30 protein-coding genes and 1 tRNA gene are annotated in these 26798 nt (G+C 69.2%); 14 read left to right on the forward strand and 17 right to left on the reverse strand.

Translation table 11 applies throughout. The annotated features are described in order from the left end of the window. Positions 1–40: 40 nt before the first annotated feature. The 6 genes from NDI65_RS04005 to NDI65_RS04030 form a co-directional block, all read right to left on the reverse strand. On the reverse strand, positions 41–472 hold the full coding sequence (locus NDI65_RS04005) for a universal stress protein (protein ID WP_089778709.1): 432 nt from the start codon (positions 470–472) through the stop codon (positions 41–43). Between the two features lie 161 nt (positions 473–633). Then, the gene (locus NDI65_RS04010) at positions 634–855 is read right to left on the reverse strand and encodes a hypothetical protein (RefSeq protein ID WP_089778713.1); all 222 of its coding nucleotides are present in this window, start codon (positions 853–855) and stop codon (positions 634–636) included. 185 nt (positions 856–1040) lie between these two features. After that, positions 1041–1235: a CbaC protein gene (locus NDI65_RS04015; RefSeq protein WP_089778714.1), complete on the reverse strand. Its 195-nt coding sequence runs from the start codon at positions 1233–1235 to the stop codon at positions 1041–1043. After that, the gene (locus NDI65_RS04020) at positions 1232–3001 is read right to left on the reverse strand and encodes a b(o/a)3-type cytochrome-c oxidase subunit 1 (RefSeq protein WP_310893417.1); all 1770 of its coding nucleotides are present in this window, start codon (positions 2999–3001) and stop codon (positions 1232–1234) included. The genes NDI65_RS04015 and NDI65_RS04020 overlap by 4 nt, the downstream gene beginning before the upstream one ends. Next, positions 3001–3540: a cytochrome c oxidase subunit II gene (locus tag NDI65_RS04025; protein ID WP_089778717.1), complete on the reverse strand. Its 540-nt coding sequence runs from the start codon at positions 3538–3540 to the stop codon at positions 3001–3003. The genes NDI65_RS04020 and NDI65_RS04025 overlap by 1 nt, the downstream gene beginning before the upstream one ends. Next, complete coding sequence (locus NDI65_RS04030; protein ID WP_089778719.1) at positions 3541–3768, reverse strand: hypothetical protein; 228 nt, start codon at positions 3766–3768, stop codon at positions 3541–3543. It lies immediately after the preceding gene. Between the two features lie 165 nt (positions 3769–3933). Between NDI65_RS04030 and NDI65_RS04035 the strand changes: the two genes are divergently transcribed. The 6 genes from NDI65_RS04035 (at position 3934) to NDI65_RS04060 (ending at position 8872) form a co-directional block, all read left to right on the forward strand. Further along, positions 3934–4152, forward strand: coding sequence for a hypothetical protein (locus NDI65_RS04035; protein WP_089778721.1), 219 nt, complete (start codon positions 3934–3936; stop codon positions 4150–4152). A gap of 1 nt (position 4153) precedes the next feature. Next, a complete protein-coding gene (locus tag NDI65_RS04040; protein ID WP_089778722.1) occupies positions 4154–4948 on the forward strand; it encodes a sulfite exporter TauE/SafE family protein in 795 nt (264 codons plus the stop codon). A 2-nt stretch (positions 4949–4950) separates the two neighbouring features. Continuing rightward, a complete protein-coding gene (locus tag NDI65_RS04045; RefSeq protein WP_089778723.1) occupies positions 4951–7464 on the forward strand; it encodes a cation-translocating P-type ATPase in 2514 nt (837 codons plus the stop codon). 66 nt (positions 7465–7530) lie between these two features. Further along, complete coding sequence (locus NDI65_RS04050) at positions 7531–7851, forward strand: hypothetical protein (protein WP_089779906.1); 321 nt, start codon at positions 7531–7533, stop codon at positions 7849–7851. A 30-nt stretch (positions 7852–7881) separates the two neighbouring features. Beyond that, complete coding sequence (locus NDI65_RS04055) at positions 7882–8358, forward strand: universal stress protein (RefSeq protein WP_089778726.1); 477 nt, start codon at positions 7882–7884, stop codon at positions 8356–8358. A gap of 73 nt (positions 8359–8431) precedes the next feature. Continuing rightward, positions 8432–8872: a pyridoxamine 5'-phosphate oxidase family protein gene (locus NDI65_RS04060; RefSeq protein ID WP_089778728.1), complete on the forward strand. Its 441-nt coding sequence runs from the start codon at positions 8432–8434 to the stop codon at positions 8870–8872. A 30-nt stretch (positions 8873–8902) separates the two neighbouring features. Here the strand turns inward: NDI65_RS04060 and yqeC are convergent, their stop codons facing one another. Continuing rightward, positions 8903–9670, reverse strand: coding sequence for a selenium cofactor biosynthesis protein YqeC (yqeC, locus tag NDI65_RS04065; RefSeq protein ID WP_089778730.1), 768 nt, complete (start codon positions 9668–9670; stop codon positions 8903–8905). Then, positions 9667–11706 (reverse strand): formate dehydrogenase subunit alpha, encoded by a 2040-nt coding sequence (gene fdhF, locus NDI65_RS04070; RefSeq protein ID WP_310893418.1) that lies wholly within the window; start codon positions 11704–11706, stop codon positions 9667–9669. The genes yqeC and fdhF overlap by 4 nt, the downstream gene beginning before the upstream one ends. A 95-nt stretch (positions 11707–11801) precedes the next feature. On the opposite strand from fdhF, the gene NDI65_RS04075 reads away from it, so the two are divergent. After that, positions 11802–14663, forward strand: a complete 2862-nt coding sequence (locus NDI65_RS04075; protein WP_310893419.1) for a cation-transporting P-type ATPase — start codon at positions 11802–11804, stop codon at positions 14661–14663. On the opposite strand, the gene NDI65_RS04080 is transcribed toward NDI65_RS04075, so the two are convergent. Then, positions 14653–15354, reverse strand: a complete 702-nt coding sequence (locus NDI65_RS04080; RefSeq protein ID WP_310893420.1) for a VTT domain-containing protein — start codon at positions 15352–15354, stop codon at positions 14653–14655. The two genes, NDI65_RS04075 and NDI65_RS04080, sit on opposite strands and share 11 nt — an antisense overlap. 133 nt (positions 15355–15487) lie before the next feature. On the opposite strand from NDI65_RS04080, the gene NDI65_RS04085 reads away from it, so the two are divergent. Then, entirely contained in the window at positions 15488–15928 is a 441-nt protein-coding gene (locus NDI65_RS04085) for a universal stress protein (RefSeq protein ID WP_089778739.1), read from the forward strand. A 63-nt stretch (positions 15929–15991) separates the two neighbouring features. On the opposite strand, the gene NDI65_RS04090 is transcribed toward NDI65_RS04085, so the two are convergent. After that, positions 15992–16417, reverse strand: a complete 426-nt coding sequence (locus tag NDI65_RS04090; RefSeq protein WP_089778741.1) for a universal stress protein — start codon at positions 16415–16417, stop codon at positions 15992–15994. A gap of 189 nt (positions 16418–16606) precedes the next feature. On the opposite strand from NDI65_RS04090, the gene NDI65_RS04095 reads away from it, so the two are divergent. From NDI65_RS04095 to NDI65_RS04110, 4 genes are all read left to right on the forward strand, one after another. After that, on the forward strand, positions 16607–17077 hold the full coding sequence (locus tag NDI65_RS04095; protein ID WP_089779908.1) for an HTH domain-containing protein: 471 nt from the start codon (positions 16607–16609) through the stop codon (positions 17075–17077). A gap of 209 nt (positions 17078–17286) precedes the next feature. After that, a complete protein-coding gene (locus NDI65_RS04100; RefSeq protein WP_089778743.1) occupies positions 17287–18273 on the forward strand; it encodes a class I SAM-dependent methyltransferase family protein in 987 nt (328 codons plus the stop codon). 92 nt (positions 18274–18365) lie between these two features. Next, positions 18366–18438 (forward strand) — tRNA-Thr (locus NDI65_RS04105). A gap of 248 nt (positions 18439–18686) precedes the next feature. Then, positions 18687–18926: a cyclophilin-like fold protein gene (locus tag NDI65_RS04110; protein WP_167344124.1), complete on the forward strand. Its 240-nt coding sequence runs from the start codon at positions 18687–18689 to the stop codon at positions 18924–18926. 62 nt (positions 18927–18988) lie between these two features. On the opposite strand, the gene NDI65_RS04115 is transcribed toward NDI65_RS04110, so the two are convergent. Next, complete coding sequence (locus tag NDI65_RS04115) at positions 18989–21166, reverse strand: amino acid permease (protein WP_089778745.1); 2178 nt, start codon at positions 21164–21166, stop codon at positions 18989–18991. Next, a complete protein-coding gene (locus tag NDI65_RS04120; protein WP_089778747.1) occupies positions 21163–21585 on the reverse strand; it encodes an NAD(P)-binding protein in 423 nt (140 codons plus the stop codon). Before NDI65_RS04120 ends, NDI65_RS04115 begins: the two co-directional genes overlap by 4 nt. A gap of 232 nt (positions 21586–21817) precedes the next feature. On the opposite strand from NDI65_RS04120, the gene NDI65_RS04125 reads away from it, so the two are divergent. After that, positions 21818–22297, forward strand: a complete 480-nt coding sequence (locus NDI65_RS04125) for an Lrp/AsnC family transcriptional regulator (RefSeq protein WP_310893421.1) — start codon at positions 21818–21820, stop codon at positions 22295–22297. A gap of 60 nt (positions 22298–22357) precedes the next feature. Here NDI65_RS04125 and NDI65_RS04130 read toward each other — a convergent pair whose 3' ends face one another. The 3 genes from NDI65_RS04130 to NDI65_RS04140 form a co-directional block, all read right to left on the reverse strand. Beyond that, on the reverse strand, positions 22358–22795 hold the full coding sequence (locus NDI65_RS04130; RefSeq protein WP_089778750.1) for a Rieske (2Fe-2S) protein: 438 nt from the start codon (positions 22793–22795) through the stop codon (positions 22358–22360). Between the two features lie 290 nt (positions 22796–23085). After that, positions 23086–23295, reverse strand: coding sequence for a hypothetical protein (locus NDI65_RS04135; protein WP_089778752.1), 210 nt, complete (start codon positions 23293–23295; stop codon positions 23086–23088). An 85-nt stretch (positions 23296–23380) separates the two neighbouring features. Further along, positions 23381–23956, reverse strand: coding sequence for a DoxX family protein (locus tag NDI65_RS04140; protein WP_089778754.1), 576 nt, complete (start codon positions 23954–23956; stop codon positions 23381–23383). A 116-nt stretch (positions 23957–24072) separates the two neighbouring features. On the opposite strand from NDI65_RS04140, the gene dph5 reads away from it, so the two are divergent. Next, positions 24073–24879 carry a diphthine synthase gene (gene dph5, locus NDI65_RS04145; RefSeq protein ID WP_089778756.1) on the forward strand — a complete coding sequence of 269 codons (807 nt, stop codon included), beginning with the start codon at positions 24073–24075 and terminating at the stop codon, positions 24877–24879. Positions 24880–24936: 57 nt separating this feature from the next. Here the strand turns inward: dph5 and artA are convergent, their stop codons facing one another. Continuing rightward, on the reverse strand, positions 24937–25857 hold the full coding sequence (gene artA, locus NDI65_RS04150; RefSeq protein ID WP_089778758.1) for an archaeosortase A: 921 nt from the start codon (positions 25855–25857) through the stop codon (positions 24937–24939). Positions 25858–26016: 159 nt separating this feature from the next. After that, entirely contained in the window at positions 26017–26796 is a 780-nt protein-coding gene (locus NDI65_RS04155) for a VOC family protein (protein ID WP_042662690.1), read from the reverse strand. Positions 26797–26798: the final 2 nt, after the last annotated feature.

Raw genomic sequence — 26798 nt, forward strand, 5'->3', positions numbered from 1 at the left:
CTGATCGAGCGGCTCCGGCTCCGAGCGAGCGAGTCTGCGCTCACTCTCTGACGGTCAACACCGGCACCTCGGCGAGCCTGACGACCCGTTCGGTCGTGCTCCCGAGAATCGCGTGTTCGAGGCCGGTCCGCCCGTGGGTCGCCATCACCACGAGGTCCGTGTCGGCCTCGGCGACCGCGTCGAGAATCTCCCGGTACGGCACGCCGATGCGGACTTCGGTCTCGCAGTCGACGCCCGCGTCACCGGCGAGCGATGCAATCTCCTCGACGGCCATCTCGGCGGCGTCCCGGAGGCTCGCGCGCACTCGCTCGACCGGCACGTCAGCGGCAGTCCACAGTCCGAGGTCGCCGGCGTCGACGACCGCGAGGACGTGAATCGCCGCGCCGTAGGCGCTCGCGAGGTCGATTGCCCGGCGGGCCGCCGCGCGGGAGCGGGCGCTGCCGTCGGTGGGGACGAGGACGGTGTGGTACATGTCATTCTATTGGTGTTCGAGCGATATCGCTTTTCGCCTCGGCGGCGCGGCGGGCGTCGATGCGAGAGGAATAGTCACCGTCGGCCCGGTGCGGCCGCTCGGCGGGACGGGTCGCGGAGAACGGAAGTCAGCGGAGCCGTGGTCGGTCGGTGACGACGCTCTCAGACGCGGGTGCGCGGCTTGGGCGCGACCCGACGGACGCTCGCGGCGGCCGCGACGAGCAGACCGCCGAAGAGGACGGACACGAGGAGTTCGGGGGCGACGGTCAGGCCTTCGATGCCGCCGAGGGTCGTAAACAGCGCGTAGCCGGCGACCGCCGTGAGGGCGATGCCGATGACGACCGCGAGGCCGATGCCGGCTTTCATCAGGTCGAGGTTGCTCATGGTCGCTTAGACGTAGGCGAGACTACGGAATATAAACGGAGACTGCTTCTCAACGACCGGGAAACTGGCCGAGCGTCTCCCCCGATATCGCGGGGGATTTATGTCGGTACGCGGGTCGTCGCGCGACGGTACCGCGGCGACGAACCGGAAAATCAGGGGGTCGAAACTGCGAGTCGAGCCGTCGGTTACGCCGCCGACTCCGACCCCTCGCCGTAGAGCCCGTACAGCACGAACAGCAGGGCTAAAAAGAGGAACTCGATGACCGCCACGGCGATGAGCGGGAGCTCCACGTTGAAGAAGCCCGCGACCGTGCGGAGTTCGATGGCGACGGGGACGCTGAACGCGATGAGGATGAGCGCCCGCGCCTTCGTGAGCCTCACGCGACCACCCCCCAGAGGGTGTTGAACGCGCTCGTGACCGTCGTGGCCGCGAGGTCGAAGCCGGCCGAGACGGTCGCCGGGACGGGGAGGCCCCCGCCGAACAGCCCGCCGCCGTTCTGGATGATGCCGGCCAGCGGGAGCGTGTACGCGAGCACGACGAGCACCGCCGCGATACCGGTCCACATCGCGAGGTTGTCGAGGACGCGCGGGCTTCCCTCGGGCCCCGAAAGCGGCTCGGGCAGGTGGGAGTCGACCGGCCGGTCGGACTCCTCGCCGAGCGAGGTCAGGAGGATGTTGAACAGGAACAGCACCACGGACAGGAACAGGAGCGTCCCGCCGAGGGCGATCTGCACCCGAAGCTCGAAGATGCTCCCGATGGGCGTCACGAAGTCGAAGTTCTGGTACTGCGGTTCGGCGGTGCGCCGCGGGATGCCGGCGAGGCCGGCGCGGTGCATCGCGTTCGACATGAACACCATGCCGACGAACCACATGATGACCTGCAGGAGGCCGATGGGCCGGCTGTAGAGCTTCGTGCCCGTGACCTGCGGGACGAGCCAGTACGACCCGGCCATCATCGTCAGCGCGACGGCCGTGCCGACGGTGAGGTGGAAGTGCCCCGGCACCCACAGCGTGTTGTGGATGAGGTAGTTGATGTTCATCCCGGCGTTTATCATGCCGGAGAAGCCGCCGGCGGCGAACATCGCGCCCGCGAGCGCCATCCCGGTGAACGCGGGGTCGCGCCACGGGAGCGCGCCGAGCCAGCGGAGGTAGCCCTCACCGCCGCGCTGACGCGCGCCGTGTTCGATGCTCGCGACGACCGTGAAGGCCGTGAGCAACGACGGGAGCAGCAGGAACATCGTGTTCGTCATGGCGATGAACTTGAAGCCCTCCGCGATGCCCGGGTCGAGGTACTGGTGGTGAATCCCGACCGGCGTCGAAAGCAGGAGGAACAACACGAACACCACGCGCGCGAGGGGGTCGCTGAACAGCCGCCCGCCCGCGAGCTTGGGGAGCACGGTGTACCAAAGCAGGTACGCCGGCATCAGCCAGAAGTAGACGATGGGGTGGCCGAAGTACCAAAAGAGCGTCCGCGTCAGAAGCGGGTTGACGCTCTCGATGAGGCCGAGCGACCACGGGATGAGGAAGAACACCACCGAGACGGCGACGCCGAGGGTGGAGACGTACCACATGATCATGGTCGTGAGGACCATGAACGTCTGTAGCGGGATGCGCTCGTCCTCGTGGTCCCGCCGCCACGCGCGGTACGAGAGGAACCAGTCAGCGCCGGCGAGCCACGTGCCGACGATGAACATCGCGAGGCCGATGTAGAATATCGGGTGCGCCTGCAGCGGCGCGTAGAACGTGAACAGCACGTCCGCGCTCATGCCGAGGTTCGGGACGAGGCCGCCGAGGATGGCGACCGTGGCCAGAACCGTGCCGGTCGTCATCAGGCCGACCCACGCCCACGAAAACAGCGCGCTTTCGGCGGGTCGGTCGAGGCTTCTGGCGACCGCCCAGTGGAACACCCCACAGAGGAAGAAGATGGTGAAGACGATGGCGAGAAGCACGCCGTGGCCCGTCAGCACCGTGTAGTAGTCCGCCGAGTCGATGACGCGGAGGACGTTCGTCCGGTGGAGCGCCTGAATGAGGCCGAAGAACGCGCCGATTCCGAGCGAGACGAACGCGATGAGGAAACTCGCCTTGACGATGGCCGCCTCGTCTGGGAACTTATCGACGAACTCGCCGCCGCCGGATGCGGTCGCCATCAGTTCTCAGCCTCCCCGTCCGCCTGTTGCTGTTCGTACCAGCTGTCGAATTTCTCTTGTTCCATAACCACAATCTGCCCTTCCATCACGTGGTGGCCGGAGCCACAGTACTCGTTACACAGCAACCCGTACTCGCCGGGCTCGCCGAACTCGACGGTGAACTCCGAGACCTGCCCGGGAATCGCCATCGTGTTCGCGTTCGTGCCGACGACTTCGAAGCCGTGGATGACGTCGGCGGCGGTCACGTGGAACGTGACCGTGCTCCCGGCGGGGACGCGGAGCGGCTGCGTCGTGCCGGGTTCGAAGACGAACTGGCGGGCGACGACGTACACGTCGTAGCTGTTCTCGCCGGTCCGCTCGATACCGGGGTCGCCGAACTTCGGATGCTGGTCGAGCGTCGCCGGGTCGACCGTGCCGCCCTTGTCGTCTATCATGTCGATGCCCGCGCCGGCGGCCCCGTACGTAATCGTCCCGATGAACCCGACGATGAGGACGAGCGCCAGCGCCAACCAGAGTTTCTCGTAGGCGTGTATCTCCATCTATCCAACCACCGTGAGGCCCCGTCCGAGGAACTCGACGAAGTACATGAACACCCACATGCCGATGAGAATCGCCATGTAGATGAGCACGAGCACGAGCGTCCCGACCGGGTCGAAGTCGTCGTGTCCGAGTTCGCGAACGATGCCGTCGTCGGCCGTCCCGACGATAGAATCCACCGGGGGCTCGGCCTGCCCGGAATCTCCTTGGGAATCCGCGTTTGCTGGCACGCCTCCGTCGGTGGAAGTGCGCGCGGCAGAGGACGCGGCTCCCTCTGCTGTCGAATCAACGGCCATACCCGGTCATGAGGAATAACGGGACTTTAACGCAACACCCCATTCCAACGCGGTGGGAATAGGCGAAATCAGAAACACCGTGGTCGCGAATGGACCGATATGGAACTCACGCCACGGCGCGCCGGAACCGTCGCACTGCTCGCGCTCCTGCCAGCGGTCATCTTCGGCGTGACGAAGAACCCCCTCGCGGGCGTCGTCACGGCCGTCAACGTGCTTCTCATCTCCACGGTCATCTACTTCCTCATGAGTCCGACCGAGGGCGGACACGGCCACGACGGCGACGCCGACCACGAGACCGACGCCGAACACGCCGCCTGAGATGGACGGCGGCATCTCGCTCGGACTGCCCGCCGCGACGCCCGAGGCAATCGCGTTCCTCCTCGTCGGCCTCTTCGGCGGGGCACATTGCCTCGGGATGTGCGGCCCGCTCGTCAGCGTCTACGCCGACCGCCTCGCCGACCGCGAGGGCGTCGACAGCCGGTCGCTCACGCTCCGGCAGGTCCGCCAACACGCCCTGTTCAACGTCGGGCGGGCGCTGAGCTACGCGGCCATCGGGGCCGTCTTCGCCCTCGTCGGCGGCCTGTTTTTCGACGCGTTCGACTCGGTGGTCGCCGTCGGCAGCGGCGTCCGCGGGGCGACCGGTCTGCTCGTCGGGGCCGCCATCATCCTCACCGGCGTCGGCTACCTCGTCGGGCGGTCGACCGCCATCGACCGGTTCACGCCGGCCGCGGTCACCCGCCTGTTCGGCCGCGTCAGCGGGTGGGCGACCGCCCGCGTCGACAGCCTCGTCGGCGGCCCTCGAATCCTCGGCCTCGGGGCGATTCACGGCCTGCTCCCGTGTCCCATCATCTACCCGGCGTACCTGTACGCCTTCTCGACGGGCGAGCCGCTCCGGGCCGCCGCCCTCCTCGGCCTGCTCGGTCTCGGGACGATTCCGACGCTGTTCCTCTACGGGACGCTTCTGGGCCGCGTCTCGGCGCGCCGGCGGGCGACGCTCCACCGGGCGCTCGGGGCGGCGTTCCTCGTCCTCGGCTACATCCCGCTGTCCCACGGGCTGATGCTTCTGGGCGTGTCGGTCCCGCACCTTCACGTGCCCTTCTACCAACCGTTGTGACGATGTCGACCACGACGCGGTCCCGCGGGTCGGCCGGCGGCGGGAGCGACGGCGACGACGCCGAGGGCTGTGACCTCTGCGGACTGCTGACGCCGACGCCGCCGGTCACCGGCGACGAGGTAGACGGCGAGTTCTGCTGTCGCGGCTGTCTCGAAATCACCCGCGCGCTCGGCGACGCCGCGAGCGCCGACCCCGAGACGGTCGAGCGCGAACTCGCGGGCGAGGCCGACGCGGTGCCCGACGACGCCGAGCGGACCTACATGGCCGTCGACGGGATGCACTGCGCCACCTGCGAGGCGTTCGTCTCGGGCACCGCGCGGACCTGCGAGGGCGTCTACGCCGCGGAAGCCAGCTACGCCAACGACATGGTCCGCGTCACCTACGACCCCGAAACCGCCGACTTGGACGGGCTGTCGGGGACGCTCGCGCGCTACGGCTACGGCACGCGCGACCCAGAGGAACGCGAGGCCGCCGAGCGCTCCGACAACCAGGTCGCCCGCTTCGTCATCGGCGGCGGCGTCTTCGGCATGATGGTGATGCTGTGGTACGTCCTGTTTCTGTACCCGACCTACGTCGGCTTCCAGCCGGTCGTCGAACTCGGCGTGTTCGACGGCATCTACATCCTCGGCAACATCTGGGTGATGACCTCCATCGTCCTGTTTTACACCGGCTTTCCCATCCTCCGCGGGGCGCTCGTCAGCCTCCGCGCCGGCCAGCCGAACATGGACCTGCTCGTCTCGCTGGCGGCGACGAGCGCCTACGTCTACTCGACGGCCGCCGTCCTCGTCGGCGAGACCCACGTCTACTTCGACGTGACCGTCGCCATCATCCTCGTCGTCACGCTCGGCAACTACTACGAGGACCGCATCAAGCGGAAGGCCGCCGGGATGCTCTCGGACCTCGCGGCCTCGCGCGTCTCGGAGGCCCGCCGGCGAGTCGCGGGCGGGGCGGACAGCCCCGGCGACGCCGCCGTCGAGACGGTCGCGCTCGACGCGCTCGAATCGGGGGACCTCGTGGAGGTTCGGCCGGGCGAGCGCGTGCCGGTCGATGGGACGGTTCGCGAGGGGACCGCCGCGGTCGACGAGGCGCTCGTCACCGGCGAGTCGATGCCGCGGACGAAGCGCCCCGGCGACGACGTGCTCGGCGGCACTGTCGTCACCGACCGCCCGCTCGTCGTCGCGGTCGGCGAGGACGCGACGAGCACGCTCGACCGGTTGGTCGAACTGCTCTGGGACATCCAGAGCGCCCGCTCGGGCGTCCAGCGCCTCGCCGACAAACTGGCGACCATCTTCGTGCCGACGGTGCTCGTCCTCGCCGCCGTCGCCTTCGGCTGGACGCTCGTCCGCGGCGGCACGCCGACCGAGGCGCTCCTCGTCGGCCTCACTGTCCTCATCGTCTCGTGTCCCTGCGCGCTCGGCCTCGCCACGCCCTTGGCGGTCGCCTCCGGCATCAAGGAGGCCGCGAGCCGGGGCATCGTCGTCGCCTCCGAGGCCGTCTTCGAGGCCGTCCCCGACGTGGACGTGGTCGTGTTCGACAAGACCGGGACGCTCACCGACGGCGACATGGCGGTCCTCCGCGTCGTCGGTGACGGCGAGACCGAGGGCGGGAGCGACGTTGGCGAGCAGGGAGACGGGAGCGACGACCGCGACGACGAACCCGCCGCGCTCGCCGCGGCCGCCGCACTCGAACGCTTTTCGGCGCACCCGCTCGCGACCGCTGTCGTCGAGGCGGCCGAAGACCGAATCGAGGAGGGGGACGCGAACGCGACGATTCCCGACGTTTCGGTCGACGACGTGACCGTCCACGACCGCGGCGTCTCCGGCGAACTCGACGGCGAGCGCGTCGTCGTCGGCCACCCCGACCTCCTCCGCGATGAGGGCGTGACGCTCGCGCCGGCCCACGAGACCGCCGTCGAGGCCGCCCGCGACGAGGGCGCGGTTCCCGTCGTCGTCGGCTGGGACGGGCGCTCTCGGGCGGTGCTCGTCGTCGGCGACGAACCGCGCGAGGCGTGGGACGACGTGGTCGCCGCCGTCGCCGCGGGGGGACGCCGCGAGGTCGTCGTTCTCACGGGCGACTCCGAGCGCGCCGCGCGACGGTTCCGCGACCACCCGGACGTGACGGACGTGTTCGCGGGCGTCCCGCCGGAGGCGAAAGCCGAGACGGTCGAGCGCCTCCGCGCCCGGGGGACCGTGGCGATGGTCGGCGACGGGAGCAACGACGCGCCCGCGCTCGCCGCCGCCGACATCGGCATCGCGCTCGGCACGGGGACGGACATCGCGGGCGACGCCGCCGACGCGGTGCTCGTCGGCCGCGACATCGACGCGATTCCCGAGGTGTTCTCGCTTTCGACCGGGGTGAACCGCCGCATCCGCGGCAACCTCGCGTGGGCGTTCGGCTACAACGCGGTCGCCATCCCGCTGGCCGCCCTCGGCGTGCTCAACCCGCTTTTCGCCGCCGTCGCCATGGGCACGTCGAGCCTGCTCGTCGTCGCCAACTCGGCGCGGTCGCTCGACTGAGTCGCCTTTCCGAGACGATCGCCGAAAGCGGACCAATCAAGTCGCTCCGTCCCGTCGGGAACGATGATGACAGACGACCCCTTCTCGCTCGCCGTTCCGGAGGGGTGGACCGTCGAGACCGACGTGGACACCGACGAGGCGAGCGCCAAGACCGTCTACGAGTCGCCCGACTCGGACCGGCGCGTCACCATCACCGAGTTCGCGCGGGGGCTGACGCTCTACTGGTGGGTCGATATCTTCGCGTTCGCCGACGGCGAGTGGCACCGCCGCGAGGTGGGCCTCGGCGACTCCTACCGCGACGCCGACGACGTGAGCGACGCCGCACAGGAGGCGCTCGACCGACTCGCGTCGTCCGGCGAGCGAATCGAGTCGGTGGCCGACGACTGATTTATCACGGTCGCAGAACGACCGGAACGCATGTACCTCGTCGCCTACGACGGCTCTCGGCTGGCGAACGCCGCGCTCGATAGGGCCGCGCAGTTCGCGTCGGCCACCGGCCACGACGTGCTCGCGGTCGCCGTCGTCCCCGACGATTCGGCGTACGCCGTCGAGGCGGGGTGGGTCCCGTCGCGGGAGGTGTTCGACCGGCAGACGGTCGTCGGAGAACTCCACAAAACCGCGGTCGACATCGCGCCGTCGGCGTCGTTTCGGGCCGTTTCAGTCGGTCGAGACCCCGCACCGGGGAACATCGTCTCGAAGCTCAGAGCGGTCGCGTCCGAGGCGGACGCGGCCGTTGTCTTCGTCGGCAGCGAGAACGCGGGTCGCGTCGTCGTCCCGCTGGTCAGCGTCGGCGGCAACGTCGCGAGCGACGACACACACGACGTGCACATCGTCCGCCACGCGCCCCCGGAGGTTCGCAAGCGGTTCCCCAAGTCGCAGTTCTATCTCCCCTGAGGTTCGACCCGACGCCCGCGAACCCGCCTTCGGCGCACCACCGTTTCATGTGACGAGAGCGCGAACGACACGTATGCGAGATATCAGATACGTTTACACCGTCGGGACCGACCCCGAAACGGTCGCCGAACGCCTCGCGGACGCCTCGTCGGGCGTGCTGTCGCTGGCCGACGGCGGCCGCTCCTACGCGATTCCAGCGCACGTCTTCTACGACGCCGACGGCGACCGGCTCCTGTTCCGTCTGACCGACGACGGCGGAAGCGAGAAGCTCGCGTTCATCGAGGAGACCGAGGAGGCGACGTTCGTCTGCTACGAGGACGCGGGCGAGGACTCGTGGAGCGTCATGGCCCGCGGGGCGATTCGGGTCCTCCCGGACGACGAGCGCCCCGACGCGGCGACCATCAACGAACTGTTCGGCGGCGTCCGCGTGTTCGACGAGGAGGTCGACGACCTCGACTTCCACCTCGTGGAGCTCGAACTCGACGAGCTGACGGGCCGCGAGACCGCCAGATAGTCGCCTCGCGGGTGTCGGCCTCGCGGGGTGTCAGTAGAACCCGACGACCGGGTCGTCGTCGGCCAGCGACGTCGCCACCACCCGTTCGACCCGGGGATGCTCGCAGAGCCACCCGGCGATTTCGTCGGCCGTCTCGGCCAGCCGCTCGTCGTCCACCATGTCGAGGACCGGGACGACCCGCGCCGTCTCTGGCACGTCTTTCATCCCGCCGCGGTCGTTCGCCAGCACGGCGGCCACGTCCCACTCGGATATCGCGTCGCCGACGGCCGTCCCCGACACGTCGGAGACGAGTTCCGGTCGGTGGACGCGCTCGTCGGTGAGCGGTTCGCCCACCACCCGGACGCTGGCGACCGGGCAGACGAGGTCGGCCGTGTCGGGGAGTTGCGGTTCGTCCTCGCCGGGCGCTTTCAGCCAGCGCGAGCGCGCGCCGTCGGCTTTGACGAGCACCACGTCGTCGGTGGCGCGCGCGACTCGATCGACCGTCGCCGGGTCGTAGCCGCGGTAGCGGTCGGGGCGCTCGCGCTCCGCGACGACGCCGAGCGGGCGGGTCGGCGTCTCCACCACGGCGGTCTCGGGGGTGTCGGTGACGACCACCTCGGCCACCTCGTCGTCGAAGACGGAGATGCGGACGGTGCTCGTGAGCACGCCGTCGAGGTCGCGGGCGAGGTGGGAGAGAAGCGACTGTTTGCCGCCCGCGCCGACGGCGCCGACAGCGCAGACGAGGTCGTCCGGGCCGATGCCGAGGGCGTCGGCGAGCGTCGGGAGCGACGCGGGGGGCGCAGACGGGCCCTCAGTCATCGGCCGCCCTCCACCGGCGCGACCGTCACGCGGACGGCGCTGTGTTTGTACTCGGGAATCTTCGCCACCGGGTCGAGCGCGTCGCCGGTCAGTCGGTTCACGAGCGGGTCGGCGTAGTGGAACGTGGCGAAGACGGTCCCGCGGCGGACGGCGGGCGTCACCTCGGCCGCCACCGTGACCTCCCCGCGGTCGTTTTCGACGCGGACGGTCGCCCCCTCTTCGATGCCGCGAGCGGCGGCGTCGTCGGGGTGTATCTGCAGGCTGTCCTCGCCGCGCATCCGCATCAGCACGCCCGAGCGTCGGGTGAGCGCGCCGCTGTTGAAGTGCTGGAGCACCCGCCCCGTCACGAGGACGAGTTCGCCGTCGGCGACGGGGTCCGCCGGGTCCACGTGTTCGACCGCCCGGAACGGGGCGGTCTTCGACCCCGATTCGAACGCGTCGGCGTGGAGGACTGCGGTCCCCTCGGTCGCGCCCTCGGGGAACGGCCAGCGCTGGCTCCCCGCGCCGATGCCGTCGTAGGACATCCCGGCGTAGATGGGCGTCACCCGCCGGAGTTCCTCGAAGACGCCCTCGGGGGTCGCGGGCGCGTCGAGGCCGGCCACGCGGGCGGCGAGCTCCCGGAGGATATCGAGGTCCGCGCGGGCGTCGCCCGGCGGCGCGACGTTCCGGTTCATCCGGATGACCTGCCGGTCGGTGTTCGTCACCGTCCCCGACTTCTCGGCCCAGACGCTTCCCGGGAGCACCACGTCCGCGAATTCGGTCGTCTCGGTCGGGAACACGTCGTGGACGACGCAGAAGTCGAGGGATTCGAACGCTTCGCGGACGCGGTTCGCGTTCGGCTCGGTCACGGCGGGGTTCTCGCCGAAGACGTAGGCCGCCCGCACCTCGTCGCCGAAGCGGTGGGTCGCTTCGACCTCCGTGAGCCCCGGCAGGGCGGGGGGTTCGAACCCCCACGCGTCGGCGACGGCGGCGCGGGCGTCGTCGTCGGTGACGGGGCGATACCCCGGCAGGACGTTCGGGAGCGCGCCCACGTCGCCCGCGCCCTGCACGTTGTTCTGCCCGCGGAGCGGGTTGACGCCGGTCCCCGCCTTGCCGACGTTGCCGGTCAGGAGCGGGAGGTTGATGAGCGCCTGCACGTTGTCGGTGCCGCAGTGGTGCTGGCTCATCCCCATCCCGGTGAAGACGGCCGCGCGGCCGGCCTCGCCGTAGGCTCTCGCGGCGGCTCGGAGGTCGTCGGGGTCGACGCCGGCGCGCTCGGCTTCCGCGTCGATATCGAGCCCCGAGAGGTGCTCGCGGAGCGCCTCGAACCCCGTGGTGCGCTCGGCGACGAACGCCTCGTCGACCAGCCCCTCTTCGATGATGACGGCGGCCATCGCGTTGAGAAGCGGGATGTCGAACCCCGGCTCGACCGGGAGGTGGATGTCGGCGGCCTTCGTCGTCTGGTTCTCGCGGGGGTCGACGTGAATCATCGTCGTCCCCGACTTGAGCGCCGGAAGCAGGTACGACCGGAAGATGACCGGGTGCTGTTCGGCGGGGTTCGCGCCGGTCACGAGGAACACGTCGGCCTCGCCGAGGTCCGAAAGCGAGTTCGTCATCGCCCCCGCGCCGAAGCGGTCGCCCATCGCCGCCACCGTCGAGGCGTGACAGAGCCGCGCGCAGTTGTCGACGTTGTTCGTCCCGAGCGCCCGCGCCGTCTTCTGCAGCAGGTAGTTCTCCTCGTTCGTGCAGTTCGACGACGCGAAGAAGAACGCCGAGTCGGGGCCGTGGTCGGCGACGACGCGGGAGAACTCGCGTTCGATGCGGTCGAACGCCTCGTCCCACGTCGCCTCGACGAGCCGGCCGTTCACTCGCACCAGCGGGGTGGTCAGGCGCTCGTCGTGTTCGACCACGTCCCACGCCGCGGCCCCCTTCGGACAGAGCTCACCCCGCGTGTTGACGGGGCCGTCCCACCCGACTGCGCTCCCGCGGTCGGCGTCGTAGCGGATGCCGCAGCCGACGCCGCAGTACGGACAGACGCTCTCGCTCGATGCCGCCACCCGATTAGACACGCTGACACACCACACACATGGTCGAACGTGCGGCCCGAACGGTATTCATCGTACCGCCGACTGCGGCGGGGTGAAAATCGCCGGTGGACATACGTCGATTCGTGTCGTTCGGTCGAACCGTGCACGAGCAGGTACCCGCGCGTCGGGAGGACGAGGAAGCGAGCGGACGCGAGGGCGTCCCGTGGCACGCGCTCGAAGGCGGGGCGGCGCTGGAGCGACTCGGGTCGAGCCGCGACGGCCTCGACCCCGACGACGCGGCCCGCCGACTCGACGAGGAGGGACCGAACGAACTCGCCGACGAGGAGGGCGTCTCGCCGCTTTCGCTTCTCGTCTCGCAGTTCACCGGGCCGCTCATCCTCCTGCTTTTCGTCGCCGCGGGCCTCTCGCTCGCCGTCGGCCTCCTGCCCGGCCGCGACCCGGGCTACACCGACGCGGCGCTCATCCTGCTCATCCTCCTCGGAAACGGTCTGTTCGGGTTCGTACAGGACTACCGCGCCGAGCAGGCGCTCGCGTCGCTCCGGGAGATGGCGACGCCGGAGGCGACGGTCCGACGCGGCGGCTCGATTCGGGCGGTCCCCGCGACCGAGGTCGTGCCGGGCGACGTGGTCGTCCTCGAAGCGGGCGACGCCGTCCCCGCCGACGCCCGTATTCTCACGGCGGCCGACTGCCGCGCTGACGAGTCGACGCTGAGCGGCGAGAGCGTCCCGGTCGACAAGGCGGCCGAGGCGGTCGACGCCGACGCGGCGCTGGCCGACCGGGGGAGCGTCCTCCACGCCGGGACCACCGTGGTCAGGGGCCGCGCGGAGGCCGTCGTCGTCGCCACCGCGATGGACACCGAACTCGGGGGCATCGCCGACCAACTCGGGCAGGCCCGCCAGCGCGAGACGCCGTTCGAAATCGAGGTCGACCGCCTCGGCCGCCGCATCGGCGTCGGCATCGTCGCGCTCATCCTGCTCATCGCGGCGGTCCAGCTGTTCCTCACCGCCACCGACCCGGTGGTCGTCCTCCTCGTCGCCGTCACGCTCGCCGTCGCGGCCGTCCCCGAGGGCCTCCCGGCTGTCGTCACCCTCACCCTCGCGCTGGGGTCGCGGACGCTCATGGAGCGCAACGCGCTCGTCCGCAACCTCGCGGTCGTCGAGAGCCTCGGCGCGGTCGACTACATCGTCACCGACAAGACGGGGACGCTGACCGAAAACCGCATGACCGTCACCCGCGCGTGGCTCCCCGACGACCGGACGGTCCAGCTGGACGGTGACTCGGCGTCGACCGTCGCCGCGTCCGCGTCCGAAAACGGCGGCGCATCGGCCGCGACCGACGCGGCAGCCGCGGCAGACTCGGCGTCCGCGACCGCCTCGGACCCGGGTCCCGGCCCGGACCCGGCGCTCGCGGCGCTCCTGTCCTGCGGTGCCCGCTGTAACGACACCAAAGAGCTCGACGGCGGCGACCACCGCGGCGACCCCACCGAAGTCGCGCTCGTGACCGCCGCCGCCGACGCGGGCCTCGACGGCTCGCGCGACCCCGACGGCAGGCTCCGCGAGGTCCCTTTCACCTCCGAGCGAAAGCGGATGTCGGTCGTCGTGGACGACTTCGACGCGCCCGGCGACGGTCCCGTCGCGCTCGTGAAGGGCGCGCCCGAGGAAATCGTCGCGCGGTGCGACCGCGTCCTCGTCGACGGCGGAATCGAGCCGCTCACCGACGAGCGCCGCGAGCGCGTCGAAGCGACCGTGACCGCCTTCGCCGACGACGCGCTCCGCGTGCTCGGGTTCGCCTACGCGCCCGGCGTCGACCCCGACGCCGACGACGAGACGCTCGAATCGGGACTCGTCTTCCTCGGGCTCCAGGGCATGACCGACCCGGCGCGCGAGGGCGTCGCCGAGGCGGTCGCCGACTGCCTCGACGCCGGGATTCGGGTGACGATGGCGACCGGCGACACCCCGCGGACGGCCCGCGCCATCGCCCGCGAGGTCGGCATCGACGCCGACTCGGTCGTCACGGGGACCGAGGTGGCCGGGATGGACGACGCGGAACTCGGCCGGGTCGTCGAGGAGACGAACGTGTTCGCCCGCGTCGCGCCCGAGCACAAGGTCCGCATCCTCCGGGCGCTCCAGGACGCGGGCTACACGGTGGCGATGACCGGCGACGGCGTCAACGACGCGCCGGCGCTCGGCAACGCCGACGTGGGCATCGCCATGGGCGACCGCGGGACGCAGGTCGCACAGGGCGCGTCGGACGTGGTGCTCCGCGACGACAACTTCGTCACCATCCGCGACGCCATCGCGGAGGGCCGCGGCATCTTCGACAACATCCGCAAGTTCGTCAACTACCTGCTGTCGGCGAACGCCGGCGAGGTGCTCGTCGTCTTCCTCGGGACGCTCCTCGGCGCGGCGCTGTTCCCCGAGGTGTTCGCGGCCGAGTCGGCGCTCGTCATCACGCCCGTCGCGCTCCTGTGGCTCAACCTCGTCACCGACGGCTTCCCTGCGCTCGCGCTCGGCGCGGACCCCAAGTCGAACGACGTGATGCGCAGACCACCACGCCCCCGCGACGAGGGCGTCCTCGACCGCCGGACCATGGCCTCGATTCTCGGCATCGGCGTCGCGCTCACCGCGACCGGACTCGGCGTGTTCTTCTACGCGCTCGACCAGTCCGGCGACCTCGTCGTCGCCCAGACGGTGCTGTTCACGTTCCTCGTCACCGCCGAGTTGGTCCGCACGCAGTCGGTGCGGCTCCGATACCGGCTGTCGCCGCGTTCGAACCCGTGGCTCCTCGGCGCGGTCGGCCTGTCGCTCGCGCTCCACCTCGTCCTCCTGTACACGCCGGTCGCCGACCTCTTCGGCGTCGTCCCGCTCGGGCTCACGGAGTGGGGCTGGGTCGCGGGCGCGTTCGTCCCGTTCCTCGCCGCGAACCTGTGTCTGGTGTGGCTCAACGACCGGCTTTTCACCCAGTGAGCGACCCAAGCGCGCCCATGAGCCGGTCGCGGTAGAGGTAGCCGAGGACCGACGCCGCGAGCAACGCGCCGACGAAAATCGCGGTGAGTTCGGCGTTGCCGTCGGCGGCGGCCGCGCCCGCGAGGTTCACGAGTAGGAAACCGGGGAGCCGACCCACGGCCGCGACGAGGACGACCCTCCGAACCGGGATGTCGGTGAGGCCGGCGGCGAAGCAGACGGCGTCGTCGGGGAGGCCGGGAACGAGGAAGACGAGAAAGAGGACGGCCAGCCCGTGAGTCTCCATCGCGTCGTCGAACACGGCGAGCGCCTCGGGCGTGACGACGCGCTCGACGTACGGACGGCCGAGCGCCCGCGCGAGGCCGACCGCCAGCGCCGTCCCGAGAACGATGCCGACCATGCTGTAGACCGTCCCCCAGAGCGCGCCGAACAGGTAGCCGCTGGCGAACCCGAGGGCCTGTCCGGGGATGGGTGCGACGAGGACCTGCGCGATTTGCACGCCGACGAACGCGAGGGGCGCGAGCGCCCCGAATCCGAGGAGCCACGTCCGCAACGCCGTCGGGTCGGCGAGGAACGGAAAGCGGTCGACGAGCGTCGTTCCGACGACGGCGACGACGGCGACGACGACGGCGGCGAGCGCGAGGGTCCGCCACCGGTCCCGCCGCGATTCAAAGAGGTCGGGGACGGATAACACGGGTGGCTACTCGCACGCCGCGGGGAAAAGCCCGGCGCGCCCCGCGACCCCGCCGAGCAGCCGTCGGAGCCGACGCCATCACCCGCCGCTCCCGCGAGTGCTTTTGTGCCAAGAAAGCGTAGCAATAATCGTTATGGAAACGATTCTCGTCGCCGTCGACGGCTCCCCGCTGTCGAAGCGCGCGTTCGAACAGGCCCTCGCGCACGCCGACTCGACGGTCCTCGCCCTGCACGTCATCAACCCGACCGACCCGGGCTACAGCGCCCCGTTCGACGCGGACATCAGCACGGAACCGCTCCACGGCTCCGAGGAGTGGTACGAGCGGGCGCAGGAGCTCGCGGACGGAATCTTCGAGGAACTCGCGGCGCTGGCCGACGGGAGCGGGGTCGAACTCGGGACCGAGACGCTCCGCGGCGACCCCGCGCGGACCATCGTCGATTACGCGCGCCGGAAGGGCGTCGACGCGGTCTACCTCGGCGGCCACGGCCGCGCCGGCGAGACGGACCTGCTTTTCGGGAGCGTCGCCGAGTTGGTCGCCGGGCGCGCGCCGATGAGCGTGATGGTCGTTCGCTGACGTCCGCGCTCGCGGCCCGTCGGTCGTTCCGCAGTCGGCCGGTCGCCCGCCGTTCCTGCCGAATCACTCGCCGTCCGTCACCGGCGGCACGCACAGCACCGGGACGTCCGAGAGCCTGACGACCCGCTCGGCGACGCTCCCGAGCAGGTATCGCTCCAGCCCGCTCGTCCCGTGGGTCCCCATCACCACGAGGTCGATGCCGCGCTCCTCGCCGTAGTCGATGATGGTCTCGTGCGGCAGGCCGACGCGAATCTCCGTCTCGACGGGCACGTCGCGGTCGGCGGCGCGGGCGGCGACGTCGCCGACCGCCGTCTCCCCGCGCGTCCGCGAATCGTCGTCGACGGGGGCGTCCGCGTGGCCGGTTCGAACGTCGACGACGTAGAGGACGTGCAGGGCGGCCCCGTAAGTCGCCGCGAGGTCGACGGCGTACTCGGCCGCGCGGGTCGCGTGGGCGCTACCGTCGGTGGGGACGAGGATGTGGTCGAACATGTCGTCACAGACGCGCTCCGGGCGAATAAAACCGAACTCGGCTCCGCCCGAACCCGGCCCCGCGTCGTTCACCTTCCGGCACACGCCCGCCGCGCCGCGCTCGCTCGCGTTCCCGATTCCCGGCGGGTGGGAAGAATGAGTTCGGCTTATTCTCGGTCCGACCGTACCCTCTAGCGGGTGGTGAGGAGCATGCAGACCGACGGCGAACGGAGGGTGGAACTGTGGATACGGCCGATTCGGGACGGCCTCGGCGAGGAACACCAAGCGCTGATCGTCCGGCTCGAACGTCTCGCCGACGGGGGGGTCGTCGACGACGTGTGCGTCCGCACGTGGGGGCGGAACGTGGACGTCGAGTCCGACGTCGCACCGACGAAGCGAGACGCCGTCGTCCGCGAGCGACTCGCCGAGTGTCGGCACTGGGCGCGAACGGAAGGGGTCGCGCTCCCGACGCTCGACGAGCGGGCGACGGTCGGCTCCGGTCGGATGGGACCCGAACACGACGCGGTCGTCCTCCCGCGGACGCTGGGGATCGTCTTCCGGGGCGACGACATCGAGGCCGTCTTCCCCCACGAGCGAGACGAGGGGGCTCGAACGTTCGCCGACTGGGTCGAGACCGCGGAATCGTTCCTCGGCATCGACCACGAACACGTCGAGGTGTGACTCGGGGGCGGGTCGCCACCCGGAACACACGGTGAATCGGGGGGGCGAACAAGGGGCGAATCGGAGGGCGAGCCGAGGAACCCGAATTTTTCGAACGCCGAGCGCCGAGCGCCGCGAGCGGCGCGCCCGCCGGAAGGGGTTCCTCGCGGCGTCCGCGGGGGCCTGCGGCGAAGCGTCACCCTTACTCGGGACCGCGCAGTGGTGGAGATATGAACGTCCCCTGCGTCCGCGTGCCCCGCGAGTCGGGCGAGGCGGCGCGCCGACGCCTCGCCGACGCCGGCCTGCTCGACCACGACCACGAGATTACCGTCTCCGAGGGGACGCTCTACATCCCCGTCGTCGACGCCGACGCCGTCCCCGAGGACTTGGCGGTCGTCGACTACGAACCGCCCGCCCGCGAGACCCAGACCACGCCCGCCGACCTGCTCGGCTTCGAACCCTCCTACGAGCGCCTCGGCGACATCGTCATCCTCGACGAGGACGACCCCGACCGCGCCCGCGACATCGCCGACGCCATCGTCGCCTCCGACCTCAAGGCCGAGACGGTCGTCAACCGCGCCTCGAAAGTCAAAGGCGAACTCCGCGTCCGCGACTGGGACGTGCTCGTCGGCGACTCGACCGAGACGGTCCACCGCGAGTACGGCCACGAGTTCCGCCTCGACATCGACACCGTCTATTTCTCGCCCCGACTGGCGACCGAGCGCCACCGCGTCGTCGAGGCGGTCCGCGAGGGCGAGCGCGTCTTCGACATGTTCGCCGGCGTCGGTCCGTTCGCCGTCCCGGCCGCCGCCGCGGGCGCGGAGGTCGTCGCCTGCGACCTCAACGAGGCGGCCGTCGCGTTCCTCCGCGAGAACGCCGAGCGGAACGACGTGGCCGACCGGCTCACCGCGATTCACGGCGACGTGCGCGAGGTCGCCGCCGACTACGAGGGCTGGGCCGACCGGCTCATCATGAACCTCCCGCACAGCGCCGGCGACTTCCTCGACACCGCCGTCCGCCTCGCGAGCGACGACTGCGTGATTCACCTCTACGACATCCAACACGAGGACGACCCCTTCGGCCCGGGACTCGCCGCCGTCCGCGCCGCCGCCGAACCGACCTACGAAGTCGAGGTCGTGACCGAGCACGTCGTCCGGTCGTACGCCCCCCACGAGTACAACGTCTGTCTCGACGTTCGCCTGACGAAGCGGGCGTGAGCGGGCTGGTGCCGAACGGCAGACACCGGGCTGATTCGCAAGTCTTAATTACGTAACCGGGGTACGGAAGAATGCGTTCGAAAGCCCACCGCGCCGGTGTAGCTCAGCTGGCAGAGCGATTCCTTCGTAAGGAATAGGCCGAGGGTTCAAATCCCTCCACCGGCTCTTTCTGTCGAACGAAGTGAGACGAAGAGCCCTGTGTGGAGGGATTTGAAGCGGGGAGCAAATCGAAGATTTGCGACCGAGGTTCACAATCCCTCCACCGGCTTACTTTTTCAGCGAACTAACTCGTCGAGCACCTCGTGTACCTCGCGCTACGTCCGTTTGGTTCGGATTACAAACTGGGGTCCTTCGACTCGGGCGCTCCGACGCCGTCGCTCGGGAATACAAGGAGCACCCTCGGGAGTTACCCGATGAGTGGCTGTACGGCTCGGCCGCACCGTCATAGCGGTTCCGACGACGGCGTCGACCCCGAGGTCGGGGACATCACCTACTACGCGCCGTGGGGGAACCTCGCGGTATTCTATCGGGAGTTCGGCTACGCGTCCGGACTCGTCAAACTCGGCCACATCGAGTCGGGAACCGAGCGGCTCGAAGACCTGGACGGGGAGACCACCGTCAGCATCGAACTCGCGGATGGGCCACCGTCCTGACGCCGGTCTCTCCGACCGAACCCGACGCCGCGGCCCCGCCGACCCAAACGCCGTGGCGTCGGCTAGAACGTCAGGCGTTCGAGCAGTCGCTGTGCGAATCCCGGTCGGCGCGAGCCGTGCGGGTAGACGGTTATCGTCGTACACCGCGGGCTCGGAGCGGTCGGTCGGTCGGCGAAGCGGACGTTCCGAAGTCCACGGTCGGGACCGCGACGGACCACCACGTCAGGCTCCTGCGGTCGCCCTCCGTCGGCCCGTAGCGGCTCCGAGCGGACCGAGACGGAGAGCAACTGCGAAAGCTCGGCCTGATACTCGCCGACCGTTCGCTCGTACTGTTCTGTCATCTTCGGATTCGCGGGCTGTCGGAGCACCACGTCGCCCCCGCTCGCGGCGGCGACGGCCGCCGCGACGCTGACCGCTCGCGGCGGATACGGCCCGCCGTCTCCGGAGAGCACGACCCGTTCCGGACTGTCGTAGCCGAGGTTATCGACCAAGAGCACGTCGCAGGGCGCGTGGCGGACGACCCAGTCGATTGGGTCGCCGAACAGCCGCGAGCGGAGCCGAAGCGGCTCGTGTTCGGCCACGACGGCGTCGACCCCGCGGCCGCGCGCGAAGTTGACCACCGCGTGTTTCGTGTCGTGGCTCACTATCTCGTCGGCCTCGATGTCGACGCCCAGTTCCGCCGCGAGCGCCTCGATTCGCGCCTCGTACGAGCGGTCCGCGGGCGACTGCGCCGCGGCGTCTTCGGTGAGCGGGACCTGGTCGGGCACCTCCTCGAATCGGACGACGACGACGCGGCCGTCGTCGGGGCGAACGAGGTCGGCGGCGACGGCGACGAGCGAGCGCTCGCGACCGTCGTCGAGGTCCTTCGTGAGCGCGACGAGCACCTCGCGAGGGGTCTCGTTCATCGCCGATTCCGTCCGGGTGAGCGCGCTCTGTCCGACTTGTCGGCGAACGGCGTCCGTGACGACACCTTCGCGGCGCACCCGCGACCGGGCGTACAGCACGTACCAGACGACGCTCCCGAGCGTGATGACGACGGCCCCGAGCAGGGCGGTCGAGCCCATCTGCGTCAGCAGGAGCGCCGCGGTGACGACGCCGAACACCTGCACCCACGGGTAGAGCGGCGAGGTGAACTCGGGGTCGTACTCCGCGTTCCCCTCGCGGAAGGCGACGACGGCCACGTTGATGAGGCCGAACACCAGAATCTGGAAGGCGCTGGCGAGCTTGGCGATGTCGAGAATCGGGACGAACGCGATGAGCACCAACAGCACCGCGCCGGTGAGCGTAATCGAGGCGACGGGCGTCCCGAACCGGTCGCTCACCGCCGAGAACGACGGCGGCGCGAGCTTGTCCCGACTCATGGCGAAGGGGTACCGCGACGAGGAGAGCACGCCCGCGTTGGCCGTCGAGACGAGCGCGAGGATGGCCGCGAGGATGACCACGACCACGCCGGCTTGGCCGAGCGTCGCCTCGGCGGCCACCGCCATCGGCGTGAGCGATCCGGCGACGCTCCCGGGGTCCGTCACGCCGACCAAGACCGCCACGATGGCGACGTACAGGACCGTCGTGAACGCGAGCGAGCCGAGGATGCCGAGCGGGATGTTCCGGCCGGGGTTCTCGACCTCCTCGGCGATGCTCGCGACCTTCGTCACGCCCGCGTAGGAGACGAACACCAGGCCGGTCGCGGCGAGGAGACCGCCGAGACCCGCGTCGAAGAAGCCGGCGTAGTTGGCCTGCTGGACGCTGGGGGCGCTCCCCGCGGCGAACCAGCCGAGGGCGGCCAGCATGACGACGACGATGGCGACCTGCAGGCGACCCGTCTGCTTCGCGCCGACGACGTTGACGAGTATCAACACGGCCGCGAGTCCCAACGCGACGGGCTGGAGCGGGAGGTCGAACAGGAGAAGCAGGTACGGGACGCCGCCGACGAGCGCGAGCGCGCCCTTGAACGACAGGGAGAACCACGTGCCGACGCCGGCGACGGTCCCGAGCAACGGACCCATCCCCCGTTCGATGTAGATGTACGTCCCGCCGGCTTTCGGCATGGCGGTCGCCATCTCGGACTTCGACAGGGCGGCCGGCACGACGAGCAGGCCCGCGAGGGCGTACGCGACTATCACCGCCGGTCCCGCGACTTCGAGCGCCAGCGCGGGCAGGATGAAGATACCGCTGCCGATCATCGCACCGATGCTTATCGCGAAGACCGACGGCAGTCCGAGGTCGCGTTCCAACTCCTTCATACGGCCCCCGCGAGCGTGCCCGACAGGACGGACGTCGCACAGACCGGCTGGTGGCCGGCGTCGGCGAACATCTCGAAGCGGTCCGGCGTGTTGACCAACACGACGACGTGCTCGACGTCGAAGCGGGCGCGAACGAGCTGTGCGATAAGCAGGTTCCGGCTGTCCGACGCCGTGGCCACGACGACCGTCGACGCGGACGCGACGTCGGCTTCCGTCAGAGTTCGGACGTCCGCCGGGTCGCCGCGAACCCCGTCGGTCTCCGACCGATCGTGAAGCTCGTCGACCACGCGGACGGCGCGGCCGTCCGCTCGCAGGTGCCGGGCGACGGCGGAACCGAGGTGTCCGCCGCCCAAGACGTGGTACGTACGCTGTTCACAGTCCGTGAGTCGCTCGTCTGCGACGGAGTGATTCGACGTCATGTGTGCTGAGTGTGGTGGGCCGGATTTGGCTCCGGCCGTGTGTACACCCCCTCCGTGACGGAAGTGCTTAAACTAGCGCATTATTTTGACGGGTCGTCAAATAAATCTCCTACAGAAATCGATACGCCATTATATTCTGGACGACCAGTCAGCGCGTCGGGGACCGCTGCCGGACACGGACACGACGCATGGAACAGACTCATAGTCGCACCGTGTCCAGCATAGGCCACGCATGAAAGACGGCGAGTTAGACTCGGTAGACAGGCGCATCCTCTACTATCTCCAGCAGGACGCCCGAGGAACGTCGTCCAGCGACATCGCGGAGAAGCTCGGTCTCTCGTCGAGCACCGTCAGAACGCGGCTCAACAGGCTCGAAGACACCGGCATCGTTCGCGGCTACCACGTCGACATCGACTACGACCTCGCGGGCTACCCGCTGTACACGAAGATAATCTGTACCGCGCCCGTCCCGGAGCGCTCCGCGTTGGCGAACCGGGCGCGCGACGTCCACGGCGTGACCGCGGTTCGAGAGATAATGACCGGCGAGCGGAACGTGTACGTCAACGCCATCGGGAGGGACCACGACGACCTCAATCGCATCAGCGAGGAACTGGACGGGCTCGGGCTCGACATCGTCGACGAACAGCTCATCCGCGACGAGTTCGTCTGCCCGTATCACGGGTTTCTCGACGAGGACGGCGCTGACCAGTAGGCGACCAGTACACCGCCGTTGGCGACGGCGCAGCGGCGACGGGGACCGTCGAAGGGGCGCTCAAAACCCGATGTGCGACGTCGAACTCGGGATGTCGTCGTCGTCCTCGTCGTCTTCGTCCTCTCGCGCCGCGCCCGCGGAGAGGTAGGTGTAGTCGTCGTCGGTCAGGAAGACGCCGCCGTCGGCGACCGCGATATCCACGTCTGGGAGGCTGGTGCCCGCCGCCTCGCCGTTTTCGCACGCGCCGGAACAGGCGTCGAACATCGACCCGTGTTTCGGACAGATAATCTCGCCGTCGCGCATCGCCGCGCCGGTCCCGCGGTCGAACCGCTGGTTCTCGTGGGTGCAGGTGTTCGGCCACGCTTCGATGCCCGGCTCGTCGTCGCACCGAACGAGAATGAGCTCCTTCGTCCGCGAATACGCGTCCTCCGCGGTGAACAGATACGACCCGTTTTCGGGGACCTCGTCCACGGCCGCGACTCGGGTTCCGTCGACCATCGGGCGGAGCTATCGAGCGAGCGAAAAAGTAGCTACCGGGTCTATCGCGGCATCCGCTGGGAGAGCGACCGAATCGAGTCCGCCGATTACACCGACGTGAACCGATTCCACACTGCGCGACAGTCGCTACAGAGGAGTCCCGTGAACTCGTCTATCGCGTGCCTCCGGACCGTCGTATCTCGTCCGCACCGTTCACACCACATACCCTCTCGTTCGAGGGAATGTCGTATTGTTATGAAGCTCATATCCGCCGACTCGACCCCCGAGGCGGCCCGACGGTCGGCACACGCTCAGCGGTCTCCATCGACGTTCACGCCGCAGACGCCCGCCTCGTCGCCCATCCGCTCCACACCGGGCGGGAACCGACCCAGCTCCCAGTCGGGGTCGTGTCCCGTCTCCGCGCGGTGTTCTTCGATTCGGAGGCGCGCGTCCGCGAGCTTCGAAAAGCGCTCTTCGAGTCCGCACGTCGGGCAAGAAACCGTCGCACGAGGAGTCGACATCAGTCGGATGAACCACGGCAGTCGAGATAGTTCCGTCGGGTCCGTCCGCGGAGGACGGTGAAAAAGCGGTCGCCGGTGCGGGGAGTCAGCCCATGACGAGGCTCATCCACCGATTGCGCCGCACGAACTCCATGTTCTCCAGGTAGGCGTCGACGCCGAGGATGCGGCCCGCGCCGAACGCGCCGAGACCGAACAGCAGCACCGCGTAGACGATGTGGTCGTCGACGACCCAGCCGTGGGCCAGCGGCAGTCCCGCGAGGATGCCGCCTTCGAGCGCCGCCGCCCAGTAGAACAGCATCATAACCGCGCCCCAAAAGGCGCTGAAGCGGACGAACGCGCCGAGGATAATCGCCAACCCGGCCAGCGTCAACCCCCACATGTTTAACATGTCGATGAGCGGACTTCCCGCCATCGAACTCCACAGTCCCATCAGAGGGTTCCCCTCGGGTATCGCGTTAGCGAGGTAGCCCGCCGCGGTCCAGTTGTTCGAGGGGTCCGCATCCAGATAGGTTACGAGCTTCGTGATGCCGCCTTGGAACAGCGTCCACCCCATCACCACTCTGAGCAGGAACAGCGAGTAGCCGACCCAGCGCTCCGAGTAGTCGAACCGTACCGGCCGCCCGAACAGCTCCGTCTCTAGCGTACGACTATCGGTTGACATACAGAGGTAACATTTTCCGTCAAACTACAATAGTGTGTTGGGTAATCTCACACAATGGGGTCGGCCGTCTCACCGGAGGTCACGCCGCTTATCACCGCCCGCGACAGAACACGGACATGCTCACGTTCATCGGACTCGGCCTGTACGACGAGCGCTCCGTCACCGTCGAGGGGCGGGAGGCGCTCGCGGACGCCGACCGCGCGTTCGCGGAGTTCTACACGAGTCACCTCGTCGGCGCGACCGTCGAGGAGCTCGAAGCCTACCACGACATCGACATCGAGGTCCGCGACCGCGCCGGCGTCGAACAGGACCCCGGGCCGATACTCGACGCCGCGGAAGACGAACACGTCGCGTTCCTCACCGCCGGCGACACGATGATTTCGACCACCCACGTCGACCTCCGACTCCGCGCGGAAGACCGCGGCATCGAGACGCACCTCATTCACGGCGTGACCGCCCAATCGGCCGCCAGCGGCCTGACGGGGCTTCAGAACTACCGCTTCGGGAAGGCCGTCACGCTCCCGTTTCCGTACGTCCACGGCGGCGACCCGGTGCCGAAGAGCGTCGTCGACTCCCTCGAAGCGAACCGCGACCTCGGCTTACACACGCTCGTCTACCTCGACATCAAGGTCGACTGGGAGGGTCGCCGCGGCGTCGAGGTCGACGGCGACCAGTACATGACCGCCGACTACGCGGCGGAACTATTCGCCGAACACTGGGACGGCGACGCACTCGGCGTGGCGGTCTGCCGGGCGGGGAGTCCGGAGCCCGTCGTCGCCGCCGACCGGCTGTCGGCGCTCGCGGAGCGCGAGTTCGGCGACCCGCTCCACATGCTCGTCATCCCCGGCGAGGTCCACCACGTCGAAGCCGACGCGCTCTCGGCGCTCGGCGGCGCGCCCGAGGAACTGTTCGACGAGAGCTGAGCGGAAGAGGGGTCCGACGACGACTGACCGGGAGACGACGGGAGAAAAGCGAGCCGGTTACGCCCGCCCGTCGAGCCCTAACTCGCTTTTGAGGTCGTACTCCTCGCCGGTCACCATGTAGAGCACGTCCTCGATGACGGTGAGCAGTTCCGGCACTTCGTGGACGACGAGGTAGGTGATGCCGACGAGCGCGACGACCGCGAGCGCCTGGCTGATGATGCGGTCGGAGATGAAAAACGACACCATGTACGGGTCCGACGAGCCGAAGAGAAACAGGATTTCGTCGACGAACAGCTGGAAGTACTGGTTGCCGACCGAGATGGAGATGAACGTCGTCCGAAGCAGATTCAGCGCGTAGATGATGGGGACGGCGATGGCGAGGCCGCGAAGCTTCCGTCGCATCGGGGCCTCGACGGCGGCGATGAGGCCGACGAAGATGGCGATGCTCCCGAGTCCGGTGCAGGCGAGGACGACGGAGATTTCGATTCGGTGAGAGCCCTGCATCCACAGGAACGTGTTCAGATACCCCTGATCACCGAGAATCATCTGCGGCGAGTAGCCGAGCAACTCGGTGAGGAAGCGCGTCTGTGCCGCGACGGTCTCCATGAGGACGCCGCGAGGCGCGGGGACGGTCGCCCCGAAGAGCGTAAACGCGGGAATCGTCTCGAACGGGAGGTAGACCACGCCCATGGCGGCGACGGCGCGAGAGAGGACGAACAGCGTGTCGCGGCCGTTGTAGAGGAGCCAGCCGGTGTACAGCGACGCCGGGACGGCCGCGATGGTCAATAAGCCCTCGATGTAGCTCTTGTGGACGAGCGTGAAATGCGGGATGAGCTGGAGCCAGAAGAGAGCGAACAGCACCCACGCGGCAGTCATCACCCGTCGCCCGAGTTCGCGGTCCCGCCCGTTTGCGACCGCGCCGGCGACGAAGGTTCCGATGGCCACCCACGCGAGGACGTCGGAGAGGAGACCGGGCATACGTATTGGATGCGGTGGACCGATTAAATCCCTTGTCGTTCCGTGCGCCGACTTCCGGGGCGGCCGGCGGCCCGAACTCACGGCACCGCCGCTGTGCGGACAGTCGGCAGCGGCGAAAAATCGGGACGCCGGGGGCCGGGACGTCAGGACCGAGGCGGCTTATTCCGGCGACTCGAAGTCGGCCGGGATGACTTCGATTTCGTGGCCGTCGGGGTCCTTCGTGAACGCGAACATGTCGTCGCACGACTCGGGGTCGCGGTAGTCGTCGGCCTCGCGCTCCATGAGCGTCTCCCAGTAGTCGTGGAGGTCGTCGGCGCTGACGGCGAGGTGGCCCCACGCGTCGCCCATCTCGTAGCTCCGGCCGTCGTAGTTGTAGGTGAGTTCGACGGCCATCGCCTCTTCGGCCGCGCCCTCGGGCTTCATGAAGTAGTTCGCGAAGGTGTCGGATTCCCAGCGGCCGGTGTGCTCGTAGCCGAACTTGCGGGTCCAGAAGCCGAGCGCCTCGTCGGCGTCCTCGACGCGAATCATGGTGTGGTCGAGGCTCCACTTCGCGCCGTGGTCTCGCTTGACGATTTCGACCTCGTGGCCGTCGGGGTCCTTGACGAACGCGTAGCGGCCGCCGCAGGACTCGGGGTCGCGGTAGTCCTCGACGCCCTCGTCCATGAGCTGCTGGTAGGAGGATTCGAGTTCGTCCTCGGGGACGCGGACCGCGATGTGACCCCACGCGTCGCCCATCTCGTAGGTGTTGTCGCCGTGGTTGTAGGTGAGTTCGAGGACCGCGCCCTCCTCGTGGAGGTCCTCGGGGCCGAGGTAGACGTTGGTGAACGTGTCGGCCTCCCAGCGACCCTTCTCCTCGTAGCCGAGGTGAGTCGTGTACCAGTCGAGCGACTCCTCGAGGTCTTCGACGCGAATCATCACGTGGTCGAGGGTTCCGGACATAT

The organism is Haloferax sp. S2CR25 (assembly GCF_031624535.1).
In the GTDB taxonomy this organism is placed as follows: domain Archaea; phylum Halobacteriota; class Halobacteria; order Halobacteriales; family Haloferacaceae; genus Haloferax; species Haloferax massiliensis.